Here is a 19,389-nt window from a genome sequence, read left to right as displayed (position 1 = left end):
TATTCTCTAACCATGACCGCCACCTTGGACCTGAAGGAGGCCCTCCCCGACCTAAGGCGCCTCCGGGACGACCCCCTGGAAACCCTCCTCGCCTGGGGGGAGCGGCACCCCCGCCTAAGGCTTCCCCTCCCCGGCATGCCCCTCCACCTGGTCTTTGACCCCGAGGGGGTAGAGGCGGTCCTCCTGGGCCTGGAGAGCAAGGCCACCTTCCAGTACCGGGAGCTCGCCCGCCTCACGGGGCAGGGCCTCCTCGCGGACTTCGGCCCTTCCTGGAAGGAGGCCCGGAAAACCCTGAAAGACCCCTTCCTCCCCAGGGCGGTCCGGGCCTACGCCCCCCTCTTTCAGGAGGAGGCGGAAGCCTTCTTCGCCCGCTGGCGGCCGGGGGAGATGCGGGACCTGGCCCGGGAGATGCTATCCCTCTCCCTGCGCCTTCTGGGAAGGGCCCTTTGGGATAGGCCCCTGCCGGAAACCCTGGCGGAGGCCGCCCTGCGGGCCCTGGAGCGGGTGGTGGCCAGGATGCGAAACCCCTTTACCCGGCTTAACCTCCTGGTGGAAGGGGCCTTCCTCCGGCACAAGCGGGCCCTGGAGCGGGAGGCGGAAGGGCTCATCCAACACCCTCCCCTCGCCCGCCTGCCCCGGGAGAGGGCCCTGGCGGAGGCCAAGACCCTCCTCATCGCCGGGCACGAGACCACGGCCAGCGCCCTCACCTGGGCCCTCTACCTCCTCTCGCAACACCCCTCGGACCAGGCCCGGGTGGCGGAGGACCCCGCCTTTGCCCTCTCCGCCTTCCAGGAGGCCCTTAGGCTCTACCCCCCCGCCTGGGTCCTCACCCGCAAGGCGGAAGCTCCCTTAGACCTCTTGGGGGAAAGGGTGGAGGCGGGGACCACGGTGGTCCTCTCCCCCTACGTGACCCACCGCCTCCACTTCCCCGAGGGGGAAGCCTTCCGGCCTGGCCGCTTCCTGGAAACCCCAGGCACCCCAAGCGGCCGCTACTTCCCCTTTGGCTTTGGGCAAAGGCTCTGCCTGGGGCGGGACTTCGCCCTCCTGGAGGGGGAGGTGACGCTAGGGGTCTTCTTCCGCCGCTTCCGCCTAGGCCCCCTTCCCAAGCCCCGGGTCCACGCCGGGGTGACCCTCTGGCCCGAGGGAGGGCTTCCCGCCCGCCTGGAGGCGGCATGACCTACCTGGAGTTCCACCTGGTCTTCATCCTGCCCCCCCTCCTCCTTCTCCTCCTTGGGGCGAGGCCCAGGCCGCCCAGGCTATGGGCCTACCTCCTCCTGCCCGCAATCGCCCTCCTCTACACCACCCCTTGGGACAACTACCTGGTCTGGCGGGGGGTGTGGGGCTACCCCGAGGGGCGGGTCCTCCTTCGGATCGGGTACGTGCCCCTGGAGGAGTACCTCTTCTTCGTCCTCCAGCCCCTCCTCACCGGGGCCTTCCTCCTCCGGGTGGCCGGGCCTCCCCCACCCCCGGGGCCGGGGGTCTTCCGGGTAGTAGGGGGCGGGGCCTTTCTCCTCCTTACGGCCCTCGGCGTCCTCCTCCTCGCCCTTGGGGGGAAGGCCCTGTACCTAGGCCTCATCCTGGCCTACTTCGCCCCCGTCTTCCTCCTGCAGTGGGCCTTTGGGGGGGACCTCCTCTTCGGGTGGCGGCGGGCCCTCCTCCTTGGGGTGGGCCTCCCCACCCTCTACCTTTGGCTCGCCGACCTCTACGCCATCCGGGCCGGCATCTGGTGGATCGCCCCCGAGTACACCCTGGGGCCCAAGGCCTTCGGCCTCCCCTTGGAGGAGATGGTCTTCTTCCTCGCCACCAACCTGGCGGTGGTGCAGGGCCTCCTCCTGGCCTGGCACCCCGAGGCCCTGAGGCGCCTACGGTGATGGACCCCGAGCGCCCCTTCGCCCGGCTCCTCAAGGCCTTCGTGGAAGGCTTCCTCCTCCTGAGCCTCAAGGGAAGCCTCCGGGGGGTGTACCTGAAGGGGCACCTCCCCGAGGAGCCCCTGGTCCTGGCCATGAACCACCACAGCTTCTTTGACGGGCACCTGGTCTGGCTCCTGGGAAGGCTTGGGGGGAGGCCCACAAGCCTCCTGGTGGCGGAGGAGAACCTGAAGGCCTTCCCTGTTCTGGCCCTGGCGGGGGCCCTTCCGGCGGGCCGGGTGCGGGAGGCCCTAAGGCGGCTTGGGCAGGGGGCGTGGGTGGGGGTCTTCCCCGAGGGGGCCCTGCGCTATCCCGGGCCCCTGGGCCCCTTGCGCCCAGGGGCCGCATGGCTTGCCCGGAAGGCGGGGGTGCGGCTCCTCCCCGTGGCCGCCCGGGTGGCCTTGAGGGGGTTTGAGCACCCCGAGGCCTTCCTCCTCGTGGGAAGCCCCTTGCCCCCGGAAGGGGACCTCCCAGGGGCCTTGGGCGGGCTTTTGGCGGAGCTGGACGGGATCCTGGCCAGTACGCACCCCCGGGCGGTGCCGGAGGGCTTCCGGGAGGTCTTGAGGGGGAGAAGGAGCCTGGAGGAGCGGGTGCGCCCCCTGGTGGAGGCCCTAAGGCGATGACGGGGGACTTCTTCTTCGGGGTCTTCCTCTTCCTCCTCCTGAGGTGGCTTGCCCTCGTCTACAACCTCCTTGCCTTCCCCAGGCTTTCCCCCAGGCCCACCCCCAAAAGGCCCACCGCCTCCCTCCTGGTCCCGGCCCGGAACGAGGCGGAAAACCTAAGGCGCACCCTCCCCGCCCTCCTCCGGCAGGGGGCCCTCGAGGTCCTGGTCTTGGACGACGGCTCCGAGGACGGCACGGCGGAGGTGGCCCTGGCCCTAGCCGGGGACCGCCTGGGCTTCCGCCTCCTCCAGGGGGAGCCCCCGCCCCCGGGCTGGACGGGGAAGAACTGGGCCTGCTGGCAACTGGCCCAGGCGGCGCGGGGGGAGGTCCTGGTCTTCACCGATGCCGACGTGCGCTGGGAGGAAGGAGCCCTGGGGGGGCTCCTCGCCGCCCTCGAGGGGCGGGAGGCGGTCTCGGCCCTGCCCCGGCAGGAGGCCGGGCAAAACCCCCTAGTCCTCGCCACGGTACCCTTCGTCATGGGGGGGCTCTTCTCCTTCCTGCCCCACCCCGGGCTCGAGGCCCTGCGGGTGGCGAACGGCCAGGTCCTGGCCTTCCGCCGGGAGGCCTACTTCGCCCTTGGGGGGCATGAAGGGGTGCGGGCCGAGGTCCTGGAGGACGTGGCCCTGGCCCGGAGGGCGAGGCGCTACGGGCTCTTCCTGGGGGTGGAGCTCTTCTCCGCCCGGATGTACCGGGGCTACGGGGAGGTGGTGGCGGGGTTTGGCAAGAACTTCCTGGAAATCCACCTGAAAAACCCCGCCATCCTCCTCGGGTCCTGGTTCTACCACCTGGCCCTTTACACCCTTCCCTGGGCCTTTGGGCGCATTGAGCTTGGCCTTTTAGGGCTTCTGGAAAGGACCCTGGTCCAGGCGGCCACCAAGGGCCCCCTCCTCGCCGCCCTCCTCGCCCCCCTGGCCCCCCTCCTCCTCCTCCCCGCCTACCTCCGGGCTCTCCTGCCGGGGAAGCGGTGGAAGGGGCGGGTCTTGCCCTAGGAGGAGGGGATAAAGGGCGGCAAGGCAACCCCATCGGGCGGCGTGAGGGGTTCACCGCCCAGAAATACCGCTTCCTGCTACCATGGAGCCATGGCAGTCATCGCGCGGATCTCCTCCAAGGGCCAGGCCACGATACCCAAAACCCTGCGGCAGGCCTTGGGCCTAAAACCAGGGGATCTGCTCCTTATGGAGCTGGAAGCGGACGGCTCTCTTCGTCTACGCAAGCTTTCTCCTTCGGACCTGGCTTACCTCAGGTCCCTGGAGGCCACCCTTAGCGAGTGGGCTAGCCCCGAGGACGAGGAAGCCTATCGTGACCTTTGAACGCTACACGGTGGTCCGGGTCCCCTTCCCGTTTACCGATCAGAGAAGGGCCAAACATCGGCCGGCTTTGGTGCTGTCCCAACCTGGATGGTTCCAAACGCCTCGGTCATGGCGATGATCACCAGCAAGCGCCACGCCCCATGGCCCCTAGACTGGCCCATCCAAGACCTAGAAGCGGCGGGCTTGCCGGTTCCCTCGGTGGTCCGCTTTAAGCTCTTCACCCTGGACCACGGCCTGGTGCGGGGCGCTCTAGGCAAGCTGGCCCCGGAGGATGCCCTCCAGGTGGAGCTACGCCTACGCCGTCTCCTTGGCCTGTAGCCCGCCCCGCAATCCTCCCCTTCCCATGGGGTAAGCTCCTCCCATGCGCGCCGTGGTTATCGGTAGCGGGGTGGGGGGTCTGGCCTGCGCCATCCGCCTCGCCGCCATGGGTCTAGAGGTGCTCGTCCTGGAAAAGCTGGACGGTCCTGGAGGCCGGGCCCGGGTGCACCGGGCGGAGGGCTTCACCTTTGACATGGGGCCCACGGTGATCACCGTGCCCCCTTTCCTGGAGGACCTCTTCGCCACGGGCCCCGGCAACCCCCGCCTCTACCCCGATTTCCCCGAGGAGGAGGGCCTTAAGGCCACGGAGCGCTACGTGAAGCTCGCCCCCCTGGACCCTTTTTACCGCATCCACTTCCCCGACGGGACCCACTTTGACTACAAGGACGACCGGGAGCACCTCCTCTCGGAGATCCGGCGCCTGGCCCCCGAGGACCTCGAGGGCTACCTCCGCTTTGAGCGGGACGCCAAGGCCATCTTCCAGAGGGGCTTCCTGGAGCTCGGCTTCACCCACTTTGGAAGCCTCCTGGACCTCCTCCGGGTGGCCCCGGACCTCCTCCGGTTGGACGCCGTGCGTCCCCTCTTCTCCTTCGTCAAGAAGTACTTCCGAAACCCCAAGATGCGGCGGGTCTTCTCCTTTGAGAGCCTCCTCATCGGGGGAAACCCCCTCTCGGTGCCCGCCATCTACGCCATGATCCACTTCGTGGAGCGCACCTGGGGGGTGCACTTCGCCCTGGGGGGGACAGGGGCCCTGGTGCGAGGGATGGTGCGGAAGCTGGAGGAGCTCGGGGGTAGGGTCCGCTACCAAGCCCCCGTGCGCCGCATCCTCACCCGGAAGGGGCGGGCGGTGGGGGTGGTCCTCGAGGGCGGCGAAAGGATAGACGCCGACCTCGTGGTGTCCAACGCCGACTACGTGCACACCTACGGCGAACTCTTAGCCCCCGAGGATCGGCGCCTCCACGGGGACTGGCGGCTAAAGCGCACCCGGCTCTCCATGAGCCTCTTCGTGGCCTACTTCGGCTTCCGGGCGAGGGGGGACGAAGGGGAAAAGCTCAGGCACCACAACGTCCTCCTCAGCGAGCGCTACGAGGGCCTTCTCAAGGACATCTTTCTCCGCAAGGTGCTCCCCGAGGACTTCGCCCACTACCTCCACCTCCCCACCCTCACCGACCCCTCCCTGGCCCCCCCAGGCCACCACGCCGCCTACACCCTGGTGCCCGTCCCCCACAACGGGAGCGGCCTGGACTGGCGGGAACTGGGCCCGAGCTACTTGGAAAAGACCCTGCGCTACCTGGACGAGGAGGGCTTCCTCCCCGGGCTCATGGACCGGCTGGTCTACACCCACTTCGTCACCCCAGACTACTTCCAGTGGACCCTGAATAGCCACCTGGGGAACGCCTTCGGCCCCGAGCCCGTGCTCTGGCAGACGGCGAGCTTTAGGCCCCATAACCGCTCGGAGGACGTGAGGGGGCTCTACTTGGTGGGCCAGAGCTACCAGCCCGGGGCCGGCCTGCCCAGCGTCCTCATGTCCGCCAAGATGACGGCAAGGCTCATCGCCCACGACCTGGGGCTGGAAAGGGCCCCTAAAGGCCTCCTGGAGGCCCGGGTGTGAGCACCCTGGAGAGGAAGCGGAAGCACCTCCAGGCCTGCCTGGAGGGGGACGTGGCCTTCCAAAAGACCACCACGGGCCTAGAGCGCTTCCGCCTCCGCTACCAGGCCCTGGCGGGGCTCGCCCTCTCCGAGGTGGACCTCACCACCCCCTTCCTGGGCAAGGTCTTGCAGGCTCCCTTCCTCATCGGGGCCATGACCGGGGGGGAGGAAAACGGGGAGAGGATCAACCTGGCCCTGGCGGAGGCGGCGGAGGCCCTGGGGGTGGGCATGATGCTGGGCTCGGGGCGCATCCTCCTGGAAAGGCCCGAGGCCCTGCCCAGCTTCCGCGTGCGCCGGGTAGCCCCCAAGGTCCTCCTCATCGCCAACCTGGGCCTGGCGCAACTCCGCCGCTACGGGCGGGACGACCTCATCCGCCTCGTGGAGCTCCTCGAGGCGGACGCCCTGGCCCTCCACGTCAACCCCCTCCAAGAGGCGGTGCAGAGGGGGGACACGGACTTTAGCGGCCTCCTGGACCGCCTAGCCGGCCTCCTCCCCCTTCCCTTCCCCGTCCTCATCAAGGAGGTGGGGCACGGCCTTTCCCGGGAGGCGGCCCTGGCCCTAAGGGGCCTCCCCCTGGCGGCGGTGGACGTGGCGGGGGCCGGGGGGACGAGCTGGGCCCGGGTGGAGGAGTGGGTGCGCTTCGGCGAGGTGCGCCACCCCGAGCTCTGCGAGATCGGCATCCCCACGGCCCAGGCCATCCTGGAGGTCCGGGAGGTCCTGCCGGATATTCCCCTCATCGCCTCGGGCGGGGTCTACACCGGGACGGACGCCGTGAAGGCCTTGGCTTTGGGGGCGGACCTGGTGGCGGTCGCTAGGCCCCTCCTGAGGCCTGCCCTCGAGGGCAAGGAGGCGGTGGCGCGCTGGATTGGGGACTACCTGGGCGAGATGCGCATGGCCCTCTTCGCCATCGGGGCGAGGCGGCCTGGGGAAGCCAAGGGTCGGATAGCTACCCTCTAGGAGCATCCCCAAAAGGGCGGGGAGGTTTCTTCCCCCCTTTCACAAGTCTTTCACATGGACCCCCTACCCTGCCGTACGGGGGTGGTATATGCGGCGACCCTGGATCTGGCTCGGTTTCCTGGCCCTCCTGATAGCCCTCGCTCAGGCCCTCAGCCTGGACCTGCGGCCCTACATGGTACGGGTAGTGGAAGGCAAGGAGGTCTACGAGGAAAACCCCGTGGCCGTCAAACCCGGGGACGTCCTGGAGTGGCGCTTGGCGGCGGAGAACCGCTCCCAAGGCCCTTTGCGCCAGGTGGCCCTGGTCATCCCTGTCCCCAAGGAGACCTACTACCTGGACGGGAGCGCCAGGCCCCTCGCCCTGAACGGGTCCACCATCCGCCCGGAGTTCAGCTTTGACGGGGGCAAGACCTTCGGCTTCCCACCCCTGAAGAAGCGGGTCCGGGTGGTGGAAAACGGCAAGGAGGTGGAAAAGGAGGTGGAAGTGAGGCCAGAAGAGTACACGCACGTGCGGTGGCTCCTACCCGAGCTACCCAAAGGCGCAAAGGTTCAGGTGTCCATGCGCACCGCGGTCAAGTGAAGGAGGTTTAACGATGATAAGAGGACGCTATCTTGTGGCTACCCTGCTCATGGCCCTGGGCCTTGCCTTGGCCATGACCCCCGCCGGGACGGCCATCACCAACCAGGCCTCGGCCAGCTATGTGGACTCGGCGGGCCAGCCCAGGACCACCACGTCCAACCTGGTCACCACCATCGTCCAGCAGGTTTACGCCTTCACCATTACCCCAAACGGGGCTAACGAAGGAACTCCGGGCCAAACCCGCTCCAACCTGCCCGGAGGCCAGGTGCTCTTCCAGTACACGGTCACCAACAACGGCAACGGCACCGACACCATCAGCCTGATCACGGTCCAGGGGACGCAGGACAACTTTGACCTGCAAAACGTCCGCATCTACCTGGACGCCAACTGCAACGGCAACGTGGATGCGGGCGAAGTCCAGGTGACGAGCGTCACCCTGGCCATGGGCGCCCAGGCCTGCGTGATCGTGGCAGCCACCATTCCCACCACAGCCCAAAACGGGCAGTACGGCAACCTCAACCTGACCGGGCAGTCCCAGGGGAACACCAACGTCACGGACGCGGACAACTGGGCCCGGGCCTCAGCCACCACCGCCGCCGCCCTCACCGCCTTCAAGAGCGCCTCGCCCTCCGGCAACGTGGCCCCCGGCGCCACCATCACCTACACCATCTCCGGCGCCAACACCGGCGGTAGCGCCGCATACGGCGTGAGCGTCACGGTGGACGGCCAGGCCAGGACGGGCATCCTGGTGGAGGACACCATCCCCAATGGCCTCACTGTGAGCGCCATGCCCACAGGCACCGCTGGGGCGGGCACAGTGCGCTACGTCTACTACAACGGCACCGCTTGGGTCACGCTCACCAACTCCCTCCTCCCCATCACGGGAGATGGCACCAAGAAAATCGGCATGCTCCTTGAGGACACCGGCGCCTTCTTCCCGCAAGGGGCCCAGTACAGCTTCAGCTTCGCCGCCCAGGTGCCGTCCAACGCTCCGGCGGGTGCCAGCTACGCCAACAGCGCCACCGTCCGGTTCAACGATGGAACCCAGGACCGGAGCGTGACCACCAACACCACCACCAACACCGTAGCGGCCCAGTACCAGCCCTTGGTAGGGTACCCTGGCAACGTCACCTTGGGCAACGAAACCCAGGTGGTGCCGAGCGCCTACGCTGGGCAAACGGTGACCTTCACCAACGTGGTGCGAAACAACGGCAACGCTCCAGATAGCTTCGCGCTGACGCTTCAAAACTCCACTTTCCCCACGGGCACCGCGTGCCAACTCTACGCCGCAGACGGCACTACTCCTATCTCTGGACCCGTGGGGCCCTTGGCGCCCAACGCCGACCTCAACGTGGTGGTTAAGTGCCAGCTTCCCGCTGGGTACTACGAAAACCCGGCCGACGGCGCCACCACCACCTATAAGGTGGAGCTCAAGGCCACAAGCGTCAACGACCCCAGCAAATCCGACATCACCACGGATCGGGTGACCGATATCCTCCCTGGCTACGCCGTGGACTTGGCTGCCAAGGGGTACAGCGGGGATAACAACGCCAACAACGACAACCCCGCCGCCCAAACCGCCGACCCCGAGCAGACCGTGTACTTCCCCCTGGAGGTGTACAACGCAGGGGCTAACCCCGACGTTTACAACCTCACAGCCGCAGTTCCCCAGGGGTGGAGCGTGGTCTTCTACCCCGACCCGGACTGCAACGGCACGCCCGATGGGGCGCCCATCACGAACACCAACCTGCTGAACCCTGGAGCTAAGCAGTGCGTGGTGGCCGCCGTAACGGTGCCCGCCGGGACTGCGCCTGGCGCCAACTCCGTGTCCTTCACCGCCACGAGCACCACCCTGTCGGGAGTGTCGGATACCGTCGCCAGCCAGGTGAACGTCAACCTGGTAGCCCAGGTCAGCCTGGACCCCGACCGCTCCGGCACCGTCACGAGCCCAGGCACCATCGTCTACACCCACACCCTCCTCAACAACTCCAACGCCCCCGCCTACTGCGACATCTCCGGTAGCGGCGGCGCCTACGGCTGGACCTACCAGTACTCCACCGACGGCACCACCTGGTACGGCGGCCTGGCAGACGTGTACGTGGGGCCGAACGACGGCACGGCGACCATTTACGTGCGCGTCACGGTGCCGGCGGGCGAGCCCGTGGGCCGGGTGGACGTGAAGACGGTCAGGGCCAACTGCGACGTCACCACCGGCACGCCCGACAACGCCTACGAGGCCACGGACACCGCCACCGAAACCACCACCATCGTGGGCGGGGAGCTCAGGCTCAACAAGTCCGTGGACAAGGCGGACGCCGTCCCGGGCGAGACCCTCACCTACACCATCAGGGCCGAGAACATCGGCACCGGGAACCTCAAAAAGGTGATCATCTCCGACCCCATCCCCGCCTACACCACCTTCCAGAGCGTCTCGGCGACCATCTCCGGCTTTAGCGGCGCCGTGCTCTACTCCACGGACGGCACCACCTGGAGCCAGACGGCACCCACCAGCGTGCCCACCGGCGGTACCGTCTACGTGGGGGTGGACACGAACGGGGACGGCGACATCACCGACGCCGACGTCATGCCCCCAGGGGCCNCGGGGGGGGGGGGCCCCCTTATGGGGCGCCGACAAAAGGAGAAAGCCTTTTGAGAAGGGATTTTTGACGCGATTTTCACAGGGAGAGGGGAGGCTTAGGGATGATGCGGCGAGACGTGAAGGCCAGGAGAAGGATTGCCCCAGGGCTCTGGGTGGGGCTCCTCTGGCTCCTCTCCCTGGCCTTCGCCCTGACCCCTGCCGGCACCGTGATCCGCAACCAGGCGGTGGCCTGGGTGGGGGAGGAGCGCCACCTCTCCAACGTGGCGGAAACGGTGGTGCGCCCCCTCTGCCTTCCCCAGCTCTCCCCCGACGGCACCCAGGAAAGCCCTGGGCAGGTAGCCTCCATCAGCCCAGGGGGGTACGCCTACCTGCCCTATGTCCTCACCAACGGGGGGAACGACCGCTTCACCTTTGGCCTGGGGTATGCCTTAGGCCCCCGGGACTTTGACCCCGAAGAGGTGGCCCTCTTTCCCGACCCAAACGGGGACGCTCTTCCCGACGGCCATCCCATCACGGAGGCTACCCTGGACATGGGGGAAAGCCTTAGGCTGGTGGTCCGGGTAAAAGCCCCCCTGGCGGCCACAGGAAGCCTTCTCCTTAGCCCCATCGCCCGCTGCTCCGATGGGGCGGAGGACAGGGAGAACTGGGCCCGCCTCGAGGCCCGCCAAGGCCCCGCCCTCTCCTTGGAGAAGGCCATGCCGCAAACCGCCCGTCCTGGGGAGGAGGTCCCGGTGGTGCTCCGGGTGCGCAACCTGGGGGAGTCGGAAGCCCAGGGGGTGGCGGTGGCGGACCTCCCCCTCCCCCTCCCCTTCGTCCCCGGCTCCGCCCAGGCCCCCAAGGGCCAGGTGGAGTACTTTGACGGCCAGGCCTGGACCTCCCAGGAACCCCCCGCCGTCCGAGGGGTGCGCCTCCTCCTCCCCCGCCTCCTCCCCGGGGAGGAGGCCACGCTCACCTTCCGCCTCCGGGTGCCCCCCGCCACGCCTCCGGGCCTCGTGGAGAACCGGGCCGTGGCCACGGGACCCGGGGGGCCTGCGGAGGGACGGGCGGTCTTGAGGGTACTCCCCTTCTACGCCCACCACCTGGGCCCCGGAGGGAACCCCAGGGCCCTCCCCGGGGGAGAAGACTCCCAGGACGACCGCCAGGCGGGCAGGGCCTTGGCGGGGCAACCCCTCTGCTTCCTCCACACCCTGGAGAACGCCGGCACCGTGGGGGATAGCTACGCCCTGCGGGTGGAGGGGGTGCCTTTAGGGGTGGACGTCTGGCTGGAAGACCCAGCGGGCACCCCCCTCCCGAACCCCCTGGCCCTGGGCCCCGGGGAGCGGCGGGACCTCAAGGTCTGCTACCGGGCGCAAGGGGCAGCAGCCTTCGCCGCCAAGGTGGTGGCCCGCTCCCTGGCCACGGGGGCGGAAAACGCCACCTGGGATGACCTCGAGGCGGTGGGGGAGGAGGCCCTCGTCCTCCTCAAGGAGGCAGACCCCCCCGCCGGCACCACCCTCCGCCCGGGCCAGGAGGTGGTCTACACCCTCAGGGTGCGGAACGCCTTCGGGCCCCTTGCCCAAGCGGTGGTGGAGGACGCCCTAAGCCCGCACCTGGAGTTCCTGAGCGCTTCCCACGGCGGGGTGTACAACCCCCAAGGCCACAAGGTGGTCTGGACCTTGGACCCCTTGCCCCTTGGGGAAACGGTCCTCACCCTCCGGGCCCGGGTCAAGGCGGACACCCCGGACGACGCCCTCTTGGAAAACGCCTTCACCCTCCGGGCGCGGGAGGCCCCGAACCCCGTGGCCTCCAACCCCGTGCGGCACCCCGTTTTCGGCGCGAACCTCCTCCTGCGGAAGGAGGTGAGCCCCAGGGTGGCGCGCATTGGAGACCTCCTCACCTACCGCCTCACCCTGGAAAACCCCTCCTCCGCCCCCCTCGCCGTGCGCCTCACCGACACCCCACCCCCCGGCACCCGGTACGAGCCCGGCACCGCCCGGCTCTGCGAGGGGAGCACGCCCCTGGAGCCCCAGGTGGTGGAGGGGAAGCTGGTGTGGGAGGGGCTTAGCCTTCCCGCCAAGGGCAAGCTCTGCCTCACCTACGCCCTCCGCCTCCTGCCCCAGGCCCCCAAGGAGCTCATCAACACCGCCGAGGCCCTGGGCCTGAGCGGCCAAGGGGCGGTGGTGGCGAGCGGCCAAGCCCAGGCCCTGGCCCAGGTGGACCCCGGGCCCTTCGCCCTCGGGGGGGTGCTCCTGGGCCGGGTCTTCCTGGACCTGGACGGGGACGGCGTCTATGGCCGCGGGGACATCCCCCTCCCCGGGGCCCGGGTGCTCCTTGCCAACGGGGTCCAGGCCCTCACGGATAGCCAGGGCCGCTACGCCTTCCGCGACCTTTCCGGCCTCCATCAGGTAATGCTGGACCCCGCCTCCGCCCCCTTCCCGCCCCGTCCGCTTCCGGAAGACCTAGGCGAAGGGTACCGGAAGCGGGTTCTGGTGCAGGGGGCCACGGTGGCGGACTTCCCCCTGGTGCCCCCGAAAGGGTGGGTGCGGGTGGAAAGGAGCACGGTCCTCCGCATGGGGCCCCTCGTGGTGGAGAAGAGGCTTCTCCGCATGGGAGAAAAGGTGCTTGTGGAGCTCAAGTTGCGAAGCGGCGAAACCCTCCCCGATTTCACCCTCACCGATCCCTTGCCCGAGGGCGGGGAGAAGGCCTTCCACTACCCCGAGTTCGCTGGGGAGGAAACCCTGGTCTACGAGGTGGGCCAGGCCTTCCTCACCGACCCCGAGGTGCGTTGGAGGTACCCATGAGGCGTCTACTGGCCCTATTCCTCACCTTTTCCCTGGCCATGGCCCAGGTGGCGCTCAAGGCCACCCTGGTGGGCACCGGCCTTTCCTGGGAGATGGACCGCCTCGAGGCCTGGCTCCTCCCCCAAGGGGAGGAGGGGCGGATCGTCCTCTATTCCCCGGGCTTTGACCCCCAGGACTACCGGAGCGCCCTAAGGGGCCAGGAGGAGCTTGGGGACGAGCGCTACGATGGCGGGCAGGGCGAACTCAAGGCAGTCTACGAGCTCTACCGGGGCGAAACCCTCCTGAGGCGGTTGGAAGTCGGGGTGGAGCCCCATCGGGAGGTCCTCTTCTTTGAAGGGAAGCTAGAGAAGGAAACCCCCTACCGCCTGGTGGCCCGCTTTGAGGGGCTTGGCAAGAACGCCTTCCTCCTGAAGGCGGAGGGGTTCGCCGTGCAACTGGACCCCATGACCCTGGCGGTGGACGCGCGGGGCCAAGGGGCTGGCCTCACCCTACGGCAACGCCCCGGGGAACGGGGCCGGTTCGTGGAGCTTTTCGCCCTCGAGGCCTCCCCTTCCCTCCTCCCCCTCCCCGTGCGCTTTTACGACGAAGACGGGCCGGAAGAGCTCTTGGCCCAGGTGGCGCTCCCCGATGGCCGCCTGGAGGAGCGCCCCGTTTCGGGGGATAGGGCCTGGGCGGAGTACGCCGTGCGCCTCCCTGGCCTCACCCGCTTCCTCTTCGCCCAACCCCCCACCGCCAAGCAGTACTCCAACACCCTGGCCTTCCAGGTGAAGGCCTGCTTGGAGGTGGCCCAGGACCGCTTCCGGGCGGTTCCCCCCGGGCCCCGGCGGGTGGCGGTGGTGGACAACGCCGGGAACCCCCTGGACCTGAAGCCCACCCTCACGGAGGACGGCCTGGCCTTCCTGGACCTACCCCAAGGCTACCGCCTCCTGGAGGTTAGGGCCCAGGGGGCGGTGGTGGTGGAGGGTGGAAGGGTCCGCTTCGGCTGCCCCGGGGGCGAGGCCGTCTTCGTGGTGGCCCCGCCCGAGGCGAAGCTTAAGGTGCGCCTCCTCCTGGACCTGCCTGGGGGCGAGCGCCCGGGAGAGGGAACCCTCCTCCTCGGCAAAGAGCGCCGCAGGGTGAGCGGGGAAGCCTTCTTCTCCCTCACCCCCGGCACCTACCCCCTGGCCCTCGAGGCGGAAGGTGCCGCCGTGGAGGGCCCCAAGGAGGTCCGCCTCCTCCCCGGCGAGGAGCGGGAGGTGGTCTTCCGGGTGCGGCCCGAGGTGAGCCTCGCCCTCACCCCCGAAACCCAGCGCCGCCCCGAAGGGGAAGCGGCCCGCCTCGTCCTCCGCGCCACCACCCCCTACCCAGGCCTCCTCCCGGCAGAGCTCGCCCTGGACCTCCCCCCCGAACTGGAGCCCCTGGGGCCCACCCGCCTCACCGCCCCCTTGAGCAAGGACCGCCCCCTGGAGCTCGCCGTGGAGGTCAAGGGGCCCCTGGGAGGCTACCAGGTGCGGGGGAGGCTTCTTCCCTTTGGCCTGGAAAAGGGGGCCGAGGTCGCCTTCTTCCGCCCCGCCACCTTCACCCTCAAGAAGGAGGCCCTGACCCCAAGGGTGGCCAAGGGCGAGGAGGCCCGCTTCCGCCTCACCGTGGTGAACGAGGGGGACGAGGCGGGGCAGGTCCGGCTCAGGGACCTGGGAGGGGTGGGCCTCGAGGGGCCCGGCCTGGACCAGGAGGTCTACCTGGAACCCCGCCAAGGGAAGAGCTACGAGGTGGCCTTCCGCGTGGTGGGGGAAGGCCTTTTGGTAAACCGGGCGGAACTCCTACACCAAGGCGAGGTCTTGGCCCGGGCGGAAGCGGGGGTGGAGGTCCGCCTCCCCAAACCCGCCCTCGCCCGGGAAACCCCGCATCGGCGCTACTTGCCGGGCGAGGTGGTAACCCACCGCCTGGTGGTGAAAAACCAAGGGGAAGCCCCCTTGCGCTACGTCCTGGAGGACGCCTGCCCGGACATCCTGGAGCCCGCCAACGCCCGCTTTGAGGGGACCCTGGCCCCCGGGGCCGAGCGGGTCCACACCTACGAGGCCCGGGTGCGCTTCGGGGAAGAGCGGGAAGGCCTCTGCCAAGCCACCTTGCGGTACGAAGGAGGCGCTTTGCAGGCGGAAAGCCCCATAGCCCGCGCCCTCCTCAAGCTCACCAAGGAAGCCCTGGCCCCCAGGGTCCTGGAAGGGACAGAGGCCACCTTCCTCCTCCGGGTGGAGAACCCCGCCGACCACCCCGTGCGCCTCCGGCTCCTGGACACCCCCTCCAAGGGGCTTCCCATGGAGGGGCTGGACGTGGAGCTCACCCTCGCCCCCGGGGAGGCGCGCACCTTCACCCTGAAGGCGAAGGAGGTTCCCCCCGGGGCCCACGTGAACCGGGCGAGCGCCTTCCTGGGGGAAACCCCGGCGGCCTTTCCAGCGGAGGCCAGCGTGGTGGCCCTGCCCCTCCTCATCCCAGAAAGGCTTTCCGAGGTGCGCCTGCCCTTCCGGGTGGAAGGGGAAGGCGAGGGCCTCCTCCTCGCCTTCAGCGTCCCGGAAGGGGCCACCTACGTGCCGGGAAGCGCCCGCCTGGCGGAGGGGGATAGGCTTCTACCCCTCGAGGACCCCCTCCTCCTGGAAGGCCGTCTCCTTTGGCGCCTCCCTTTCCGGAAGGAGGGCGAGGTGCGCTTTAGCCTCCGCCACGAGCGGGCCCTCCCCCCCTTGGCCGAACCCAGCCTGACCCTCCTCGCCGGGGGGCGGGAGGTGTACCTGCAGGGGAAGGTGACCCTGGAGGACTACCGGAAGGCCAAGCCCTTCCAAGGGGAGCGGCAGGGGGTCATTCGGGAGCCCAGGGACGGGGAGGTCTTCCGGGACCGGGACGCCATCCGGGTGGTCCTGGAAGCCCCCTTGGGCCCCCTCACCCTCAAGGTGAACGGGAGGCCCATAGGCCAAGACCGCCTGGGGAAGGCCGAGCTGGACGAGGGGCGGGGCTGGCAACGCCTGGAGTACTACGGGGTGCCCCTGGAGGTGGGCTTAAACGTTCTGGAGGTGGAAGGGGTGGCCCAGGACCGCCTCGAGGTCTTCCGCGCCGGGAACCCCACCCGCCTGAGGCTCTCCCTCCTGGAGGCCAAGGCGGACGGGCGCACGCCCCTTAAGGTCCTGGTGGAGGCCCTGGACGAAAACGGCCTCCAGACAGGCTTTGGCCCCGTTTCGGTGGAAACCGACCTGGAGCCCCTAAGCCCCGATGCCTTCCTGGAGCTCTCCGGCTACCAGATCCTCCTCAAGGACGGCCGGGCCGAGCTTCTCCTCAAGCCCCTCGCCGCCCCCAAGGAGTTCCGGGTCAAGGCCCGCTTCAACCAGCTAGAGGGTGAGGCCCGCCTCTTCGCCGGGGAGCGCAAGGAGGCCCTCTGGCTCGGCCAGGGGAGCGTGGGGGTGGCCCTGGGGCCGAGCCTCTCCCGGCTTTCCCTGGAAAACCTACGCCTCTTTGGCCTCGCCCGGGCCTACGCGGAGGGCCCCGTCCTGGGCGGGCAGGGGCAGATTGCCCTGGACACCGCCGGAGGCCTCGGGACCAAGCTCTCCACGGACCGCTTCCCCCTCACCGGGGCCGCCACGGAGGCGAAGCGCCCCCTCACCTCCGATGACCCCGTGGCCTTCCGCTACGACCAGCCGGAGTTCTCCCTGAGCTACGAGAGGGCCCCCTTGGGAGCAGGCCTTCCCGAGGCCACCGCCCTCCGCCTTAGCACCCGGGGCGAAGGGCGCCTGGAAGCCTTCCTCGCCCTCCTCCCCCGGGACACGGTGGAGGAGGTCATCCGGCCCGACGGCACCTCCTTCTACCGCCTCTCCCGTAGGCCCAAGCCTGGCACCCTCACCCTCACCCTGGTGGAAGGGTCCAGGGAAACCCGCCTGGTGCCCGGCAAGGACTACGTGGTGGACGACCTGGGGAACCTCCAGCTTTCCCGGCCCCTCTTCCCCACCACCCCGGACCTGAGCCCCGTTTACCTCCTGGCGGCCTACGCCCCCGAGGAGGCCCCCAGGGACCTCCTGGGCTACGGCGTGTCCGGGGTCTACGAGGCCCAAGGCCTCCGCTTCGGCCTATCCGCCGCCTACTTGGGGGCTTGGCGTTACGGGGCCGAGGCAACCTACGAGGCCGGGAGTCAGCGCCTGAGCCTCAGGGCCACCTACCAGGAGGGCCGCTTCGGCCTCTCCTTCGGGGCGGACGCCCGGTTTGGGGCCATCCGCCTGCGGGGGGACTTGCGGGCGGAGGACCTCGCCCAGGGTGTTTCCGCCCTCCAAGGAGGGGCCCGCCTGGCATACGAGGGAGGCCCCTTGGGCGTGGCCCTGGAGCACGCCACCCCGGCCCAGACCGCCCTCCTCTTGGAGTACCGGCCCCGCCCCTTCACCCTAGGCGCTGGCCTCGGCTACATGTGGGACGAGGGGGCCTGGGCCCTCCTGGGCCGGGCGGGGTACGAGGAGGGAGAGGCCCGGGCCCTCCTCACCCACGCCCAGCCCTTCAGCGCCGCTAAGGCCGTCACCCGGCTGGACGCCGCCTGGCCCCTGGACCCGAACCTCCGCCTGGAAGGGGGCCTGGCCTACACCTGGGGCGAGGGGGTTTCCGGCACCCTGGGCCTCCGCCAGCGCCTGGGGGACGCCAACCTAGCCCTCGCCTACGAGCTCCCCACGGCAAGCGGCGAGGGGAACCGGGCCCGCTTCGGCCTCGAGGCCCCCTTCCCCCTCACGGACCGCCTGAGCCTGAACCTCTCGGCGGGGCTTGAGCGCCGCTTCCAGACCGGGGAAACCCTCACCGCTTTCGGCCTCGCCGCCCGCTACAAGGTGGCGGACTTCGTGGCCACCCTAGGGGCGGAAACCTCCCTGGGCCAGGAAACCAAGCTTGTCCTCAAAGGGGGAGCGGCGGGAAGCCTGGACGAGGAGAACACCCTGTCCGCCGACCTCGCCTACCAGGTCCTGCCCGAGCCAAGGGCCCGCTTCACCGTGGCCTACGCCCTCTTCGCCTCCCAGGTGAACCTCCTCACCTACCACCGCCTCACCTGGGAGGCGGAGCCTGTCCTGGAGGGAGAGGCCCTCCTCGCCTACCACCGCCCCGGCTTCCAGCTCCGCCCGGGCTTCGCCTACCGGGTGAAGCCCCAAGACCCCTTGGCCAACACCTACCAACTGGGCCTGGGCGGCAACCTCTATCTCACGGAGCGGTTTGGCCTAGGGGGTGCCCTCTACTACCTCTTCCAACCCGGCACGGGCCAGGACCGCCTGGCCTACAACGTGGAGGGAAGCCTCAGGGTGCTGGACGGGCTCTGGTTCAACCTGGGCTACGGCTTCGGGGAAACCCTCTTCCAGCCCGAAGGTTTCTACCTGCGCCTAGACTTCTTTGGAGGTAGCCGATGAAAAAGGCCTACTCTTCCAAACTAGCCTGGCTAATCTTATCCTTAGGTTTTTCCCAGATGTGCCCTCTTCAGGACGGCATCGTCGCAGGCACCCAGATTCTCAACAGCTACTATGGCGGAAGTGCGGTTCCGTCCTACCTACCCGCAGGGACGACCACGATCCAGCTCTCTGGTTCACCAGAGCCCACGGGCGCCCCTCCCATCCAGCCTGGAGACCTCATCCTCATCATCCAGATGCAGGGAGCCACTATCAACTGCGAAAACAACAACCGCTACGGGGACGGGCAGGGTAACGGGGGCACGGGAGGTACCCGCACGGAGGACTATGCGGGGGGCCTTATGGGCACACCTCAGGCCGGGCAGTACGAGTTTCGAACCGTGGTTTCGGTTTCTGGAGGAACCCTCACCCTGAACTCCCCGTTGCGATACACGTACAGAAACCAAGAGGTCACTAATCCCGGTTGCACCAACGGCCAGGGTAGTGGACGGTTTGCCTACCAGATTGTGCGTGTACCTCGGTACCGCAACCTCACTATATCCGGCACCGTGAAAGCCTTTCCCTGGAATGGAACCGTGGGCGGGATTATAGCCCTGGATGTGTGGGGCACCACAACCTTTAGCGGGGCCGGGCCACACTTAGATGCCACGGGAGCGGGGTTTAGAGGAGGGCACAACCTGGCTAGAGGGACGGTAAACGGGTCCACCCTCTACACTAGAGCTTCCGATGACGGGGCTTATGGAGCCCATAAAGGCGAGGGCGTCGTTGGAACCCCTAGGAGACTATGGGACGGAAGCCAAGCCATCACTAATACCAGCCAGGGATACCCTGGTGGCGACCACGGGAGGGGTGCCCCGGGCAACGCAGGGGGGTCTGGAATAGGGCACAACTCCGGTGGCGGCGGGGGAGGCAACGGTGGCCGTGGAGGCAGCGGAGGCTACACCTGGGTCGGAGATACCGGTGGCGCGCGAGACATGGGTGGCTTTGGCGGAGGGGTCTGGAACTTCTACCCTGAGCGTCTGGTAATGGGAGGGGGCGGGGGAGCAGGAGACGCCAACAACAACGCCAATCCGTATGGGGGACGGGGTGGGGGCATCGTCTTCTTCGCCAGCGGAAAGGTCAGCGGCCCAGGCCTGATACAGGCTGACGGCGCACCTGGAGGAAACGCTTACCAGGACGCCTCCGGCGGAGGAGGGGCCGGGGGAACCATTGTGACCTTGCTGGGCGAAACTCCTCAGAGCA

12 protein-coding genes are annotated in these 19,389 nt (G+C 68.8%); all 12 read left to right on the top strand.

The annotated features are described in order from the left end of the window. Window positions 1–12 precede the first annotated feature (12 nt). The 12 genes from LXN00_RS10010 (at window position 13) to LXN00_RS09950 (ending at window position 18,150) form a co-directional block, all read left to right on the top strand. Window positions 13–1,176, top strand: coding sequence for a cytochrome P450 (locus LXN00_RS10010; protein ID WP_234507850.1), 1,164 nt, complete (start codon window positions 13–15; stop codon window positions 1,174–1,176). Further along, entirely contained in the window at window positions 1,173–1,871 is a 699-nt protein-coding gene (locus LXN00_RS10005) for a lycopene cyclase domain-containing protein (protein WP_234507848.1), read from the top strand. Before LXN00_RS10010 ends, LXN00_RS10005 begins: the two co-directional genes overlap by 4 nt. Next, complete coding sequence (locus LXN00_RS10000) at window positions 1,871–2,530, top strand: lysophospholipid acyltransferase family protein (protein ID WP_234507846.1); 660 nt, start codon at window positions 1,871–1,873, stop codon at window positions 2,528–2,530. The genes LXN00_RS10005 and LXN00_RS10000 overlap by 1 nt, the downstream gene beginning before the upstream one ends. Then, a complete protein-coding gene (locus tag LXN00_RS09995; RefSeq protein ID WP_234507844.1) occupies window positions 2,527–3,558 on the top strand; it encodes a glycosyltransferase in 1,032 nt (343 codons plus the stop codon). Before LXN00_RS10000 ends, LXN00_RS09995 begins: the two co-directional genes overlap by 4 nt. 90 nt (window positions 3,559–3,648) lie before the next feature. Further along, window positions 3,649–3,879: an AbrB/MazE/SpoVT family DNA-binding domain-containing protein gene (locus tag LXN00_RS09990; RefSeq protein WP_234507842.1), complete on the top strand. Its 231-nt coding sequence runs from the start codon at window positions 3,649–3,651 to the stop codon at window positions 3,877–3,879. 87 nt (window positions 3,880–3,966) lie between these two features. Then, complete coding sequence (locus LXN00_RS09985; protein WP_234507840.1) at window positions 3,967–4,197, top strand: type II toxin-antitoxin system PemK/MazF family toxin; 231 nt, start codon at window positions 3,967–3,969, stop codon at window positions 4,195–4,197. A gap of 43 nt (window positions 4,198–4,240) precedes the next feature. After that, a complete protein-coding gene (gene crtI, locus LXN00_RS09980) occupies window positions 4,241–5,809 on the top strand; it encodes a phytoene desaturase family protein (protein ID WP_234507838.1) in 1,569 nt (522 codons plus the stop codon). Beyond that, window positions 5,806–6,804, top strand: a complete 999-nt coding sequence (fni, locus tag LXN00_RS09975; protein WP_234507836.1) for a type 2 isopentenyl-diphosphate Delta-isomerase — start codon at window positions 5,806–5,808, stop codon at window positions 6,802–6,804. Before crtI ends, fni begins: the two co-directional genes overlap by 4 nt. A gap of 88 nt (window positions 6,805–6,892) precedes the next feature. Next, window positions 6,893–7,381 carry a hypothetical protein gene (locus LXN00_RS09970; RefSeq protein ID WP_234507834.1) on the top strand — a complete coding sequence of 163 codons (489 nt, stop codon included), beginning with the start codon at window positions 6,893–6,895 and terminating at the stop codon, window positions 7,379–7,381. Window positions 7,382–7,394: 13 nt separating this feature from the next. Next, complete coding sequence (locus LXN00_RS09965; RefSeq protein WP_418952992.1) at window positions 7,395–10,034, top strand: hypothetical protein; 2,640 nt, start codon at window positions 7,395–7,397, stop codon at window positions 10,032–10,034. A 47-nt stretch (window positions 10,035–10,081) separates the two neighbouring features. Next, window positions 10,082–12,760, top strand: coding sequence for a hypothetical protein (locus LXN00_RS12645; RefSeq protein WP_267962790.1), 2,679 nt, complete (start codon window positions 10,082–10,084; stop codon window positions 12,758–12,760). Beyond that, complete coding sequence (locus tag LXN00_RS09950) at window positions 12,757–18,150, top strand: hypothetical protein (protein ID WP_234507832.1); 5,394 nt, start codon at window positions 12,757–12,759, stop codon at window positions 18,148–18,150. Before LXN00_RS12645 ends, LXN00_RS09950 begins: the two co-directional genes overlap by 4 nt. The last annotated feature ends 1,239 nt before the right edge of the window (window positions 18,151–19,389 follow it).

Origin of the sequence: Thermus brockianus (assembly GCF_021462505.1) — a bacterium.
In the GTDB taxonomy this organism is placed as follows: domain Bacteria; phylum Deinococcota; class Deinococci; order Deinococcales; family Thermaceae; genus Thermus; species Thermus hydrothermalis.
This window is presented reverse-complemented; position numbering and strand designations above follow the sequence as displayed.

Coding starts and splice junctions, on each gene's coding strand:
- LXN00_RS10010 (WP_234507850.1), top strand. CDS start 13: ATGACCGCCACCTTGGACCTGAAGGAGGCCCTCCCCGACCTAAGGCGC.
- LXN00_RS10005 (WP_234507848.1), top strand. CDS start 1,173: ATGACCTACCTGGAGTTCCACCTGGTCTTCATCCTGCCCCCCCTCCTC.
- LXN00_RS10000 (WP_234507846.1), top strand. CDS start 1,871: ATGGACCCCGAGCGCCCCTTCGCCCGGCTCCTCAAGGCCTTCGTGGAA.
- LXN00_RS09995 (WP_234507844.1), top strand. CDS start 2,527: ATGACGGGGGACTTCTTCTTCGGGGTCTTCCTCTTCCTCCTCCTGAGG.
- LXN00_RS09990 (WP_234507842.1), top strand. CDS start 3,649: ATGGCAGTCATCGCGCGGATCTCCTCCAAGGGCCAGGCCACGATACCC.
- LXN00_RS09985 (WP_234507840.1), top strand. CDS start 3,967: ATGGTTCCAAACGCCTCGGTCATGGCGATGATCACCAGCAAGCGCCAC.
- crtI (WP_234507838.1), top strand. CDS start 4,241: ATGCGCGCCGTGGTTATCGGTAGCGGGGTGGGGGGTCTGGCCTGCGCC.
- LXN00_RS09970 (WP_234507834.1), top strand. CDS start 6,893: ATGCGGCGACCCTGGATCTGGCTCGGTTTCCTGGCCCTCCTGATAGCC.
- LXN00_RS12645 (WP_267962790.1), top strand. CDS start 10,082: ATGATGCGGCGAGACGTGAAGGCCAGGAGAAGGATTGCCCCAGGGCTC.
- LXN00_RS09950 (WP_234507832.1), top strand. CDS start 12,757: ATGAGGCGTCTACTGGCCCTATTCCTCACCTTTTCCCTGGCCATGGCC.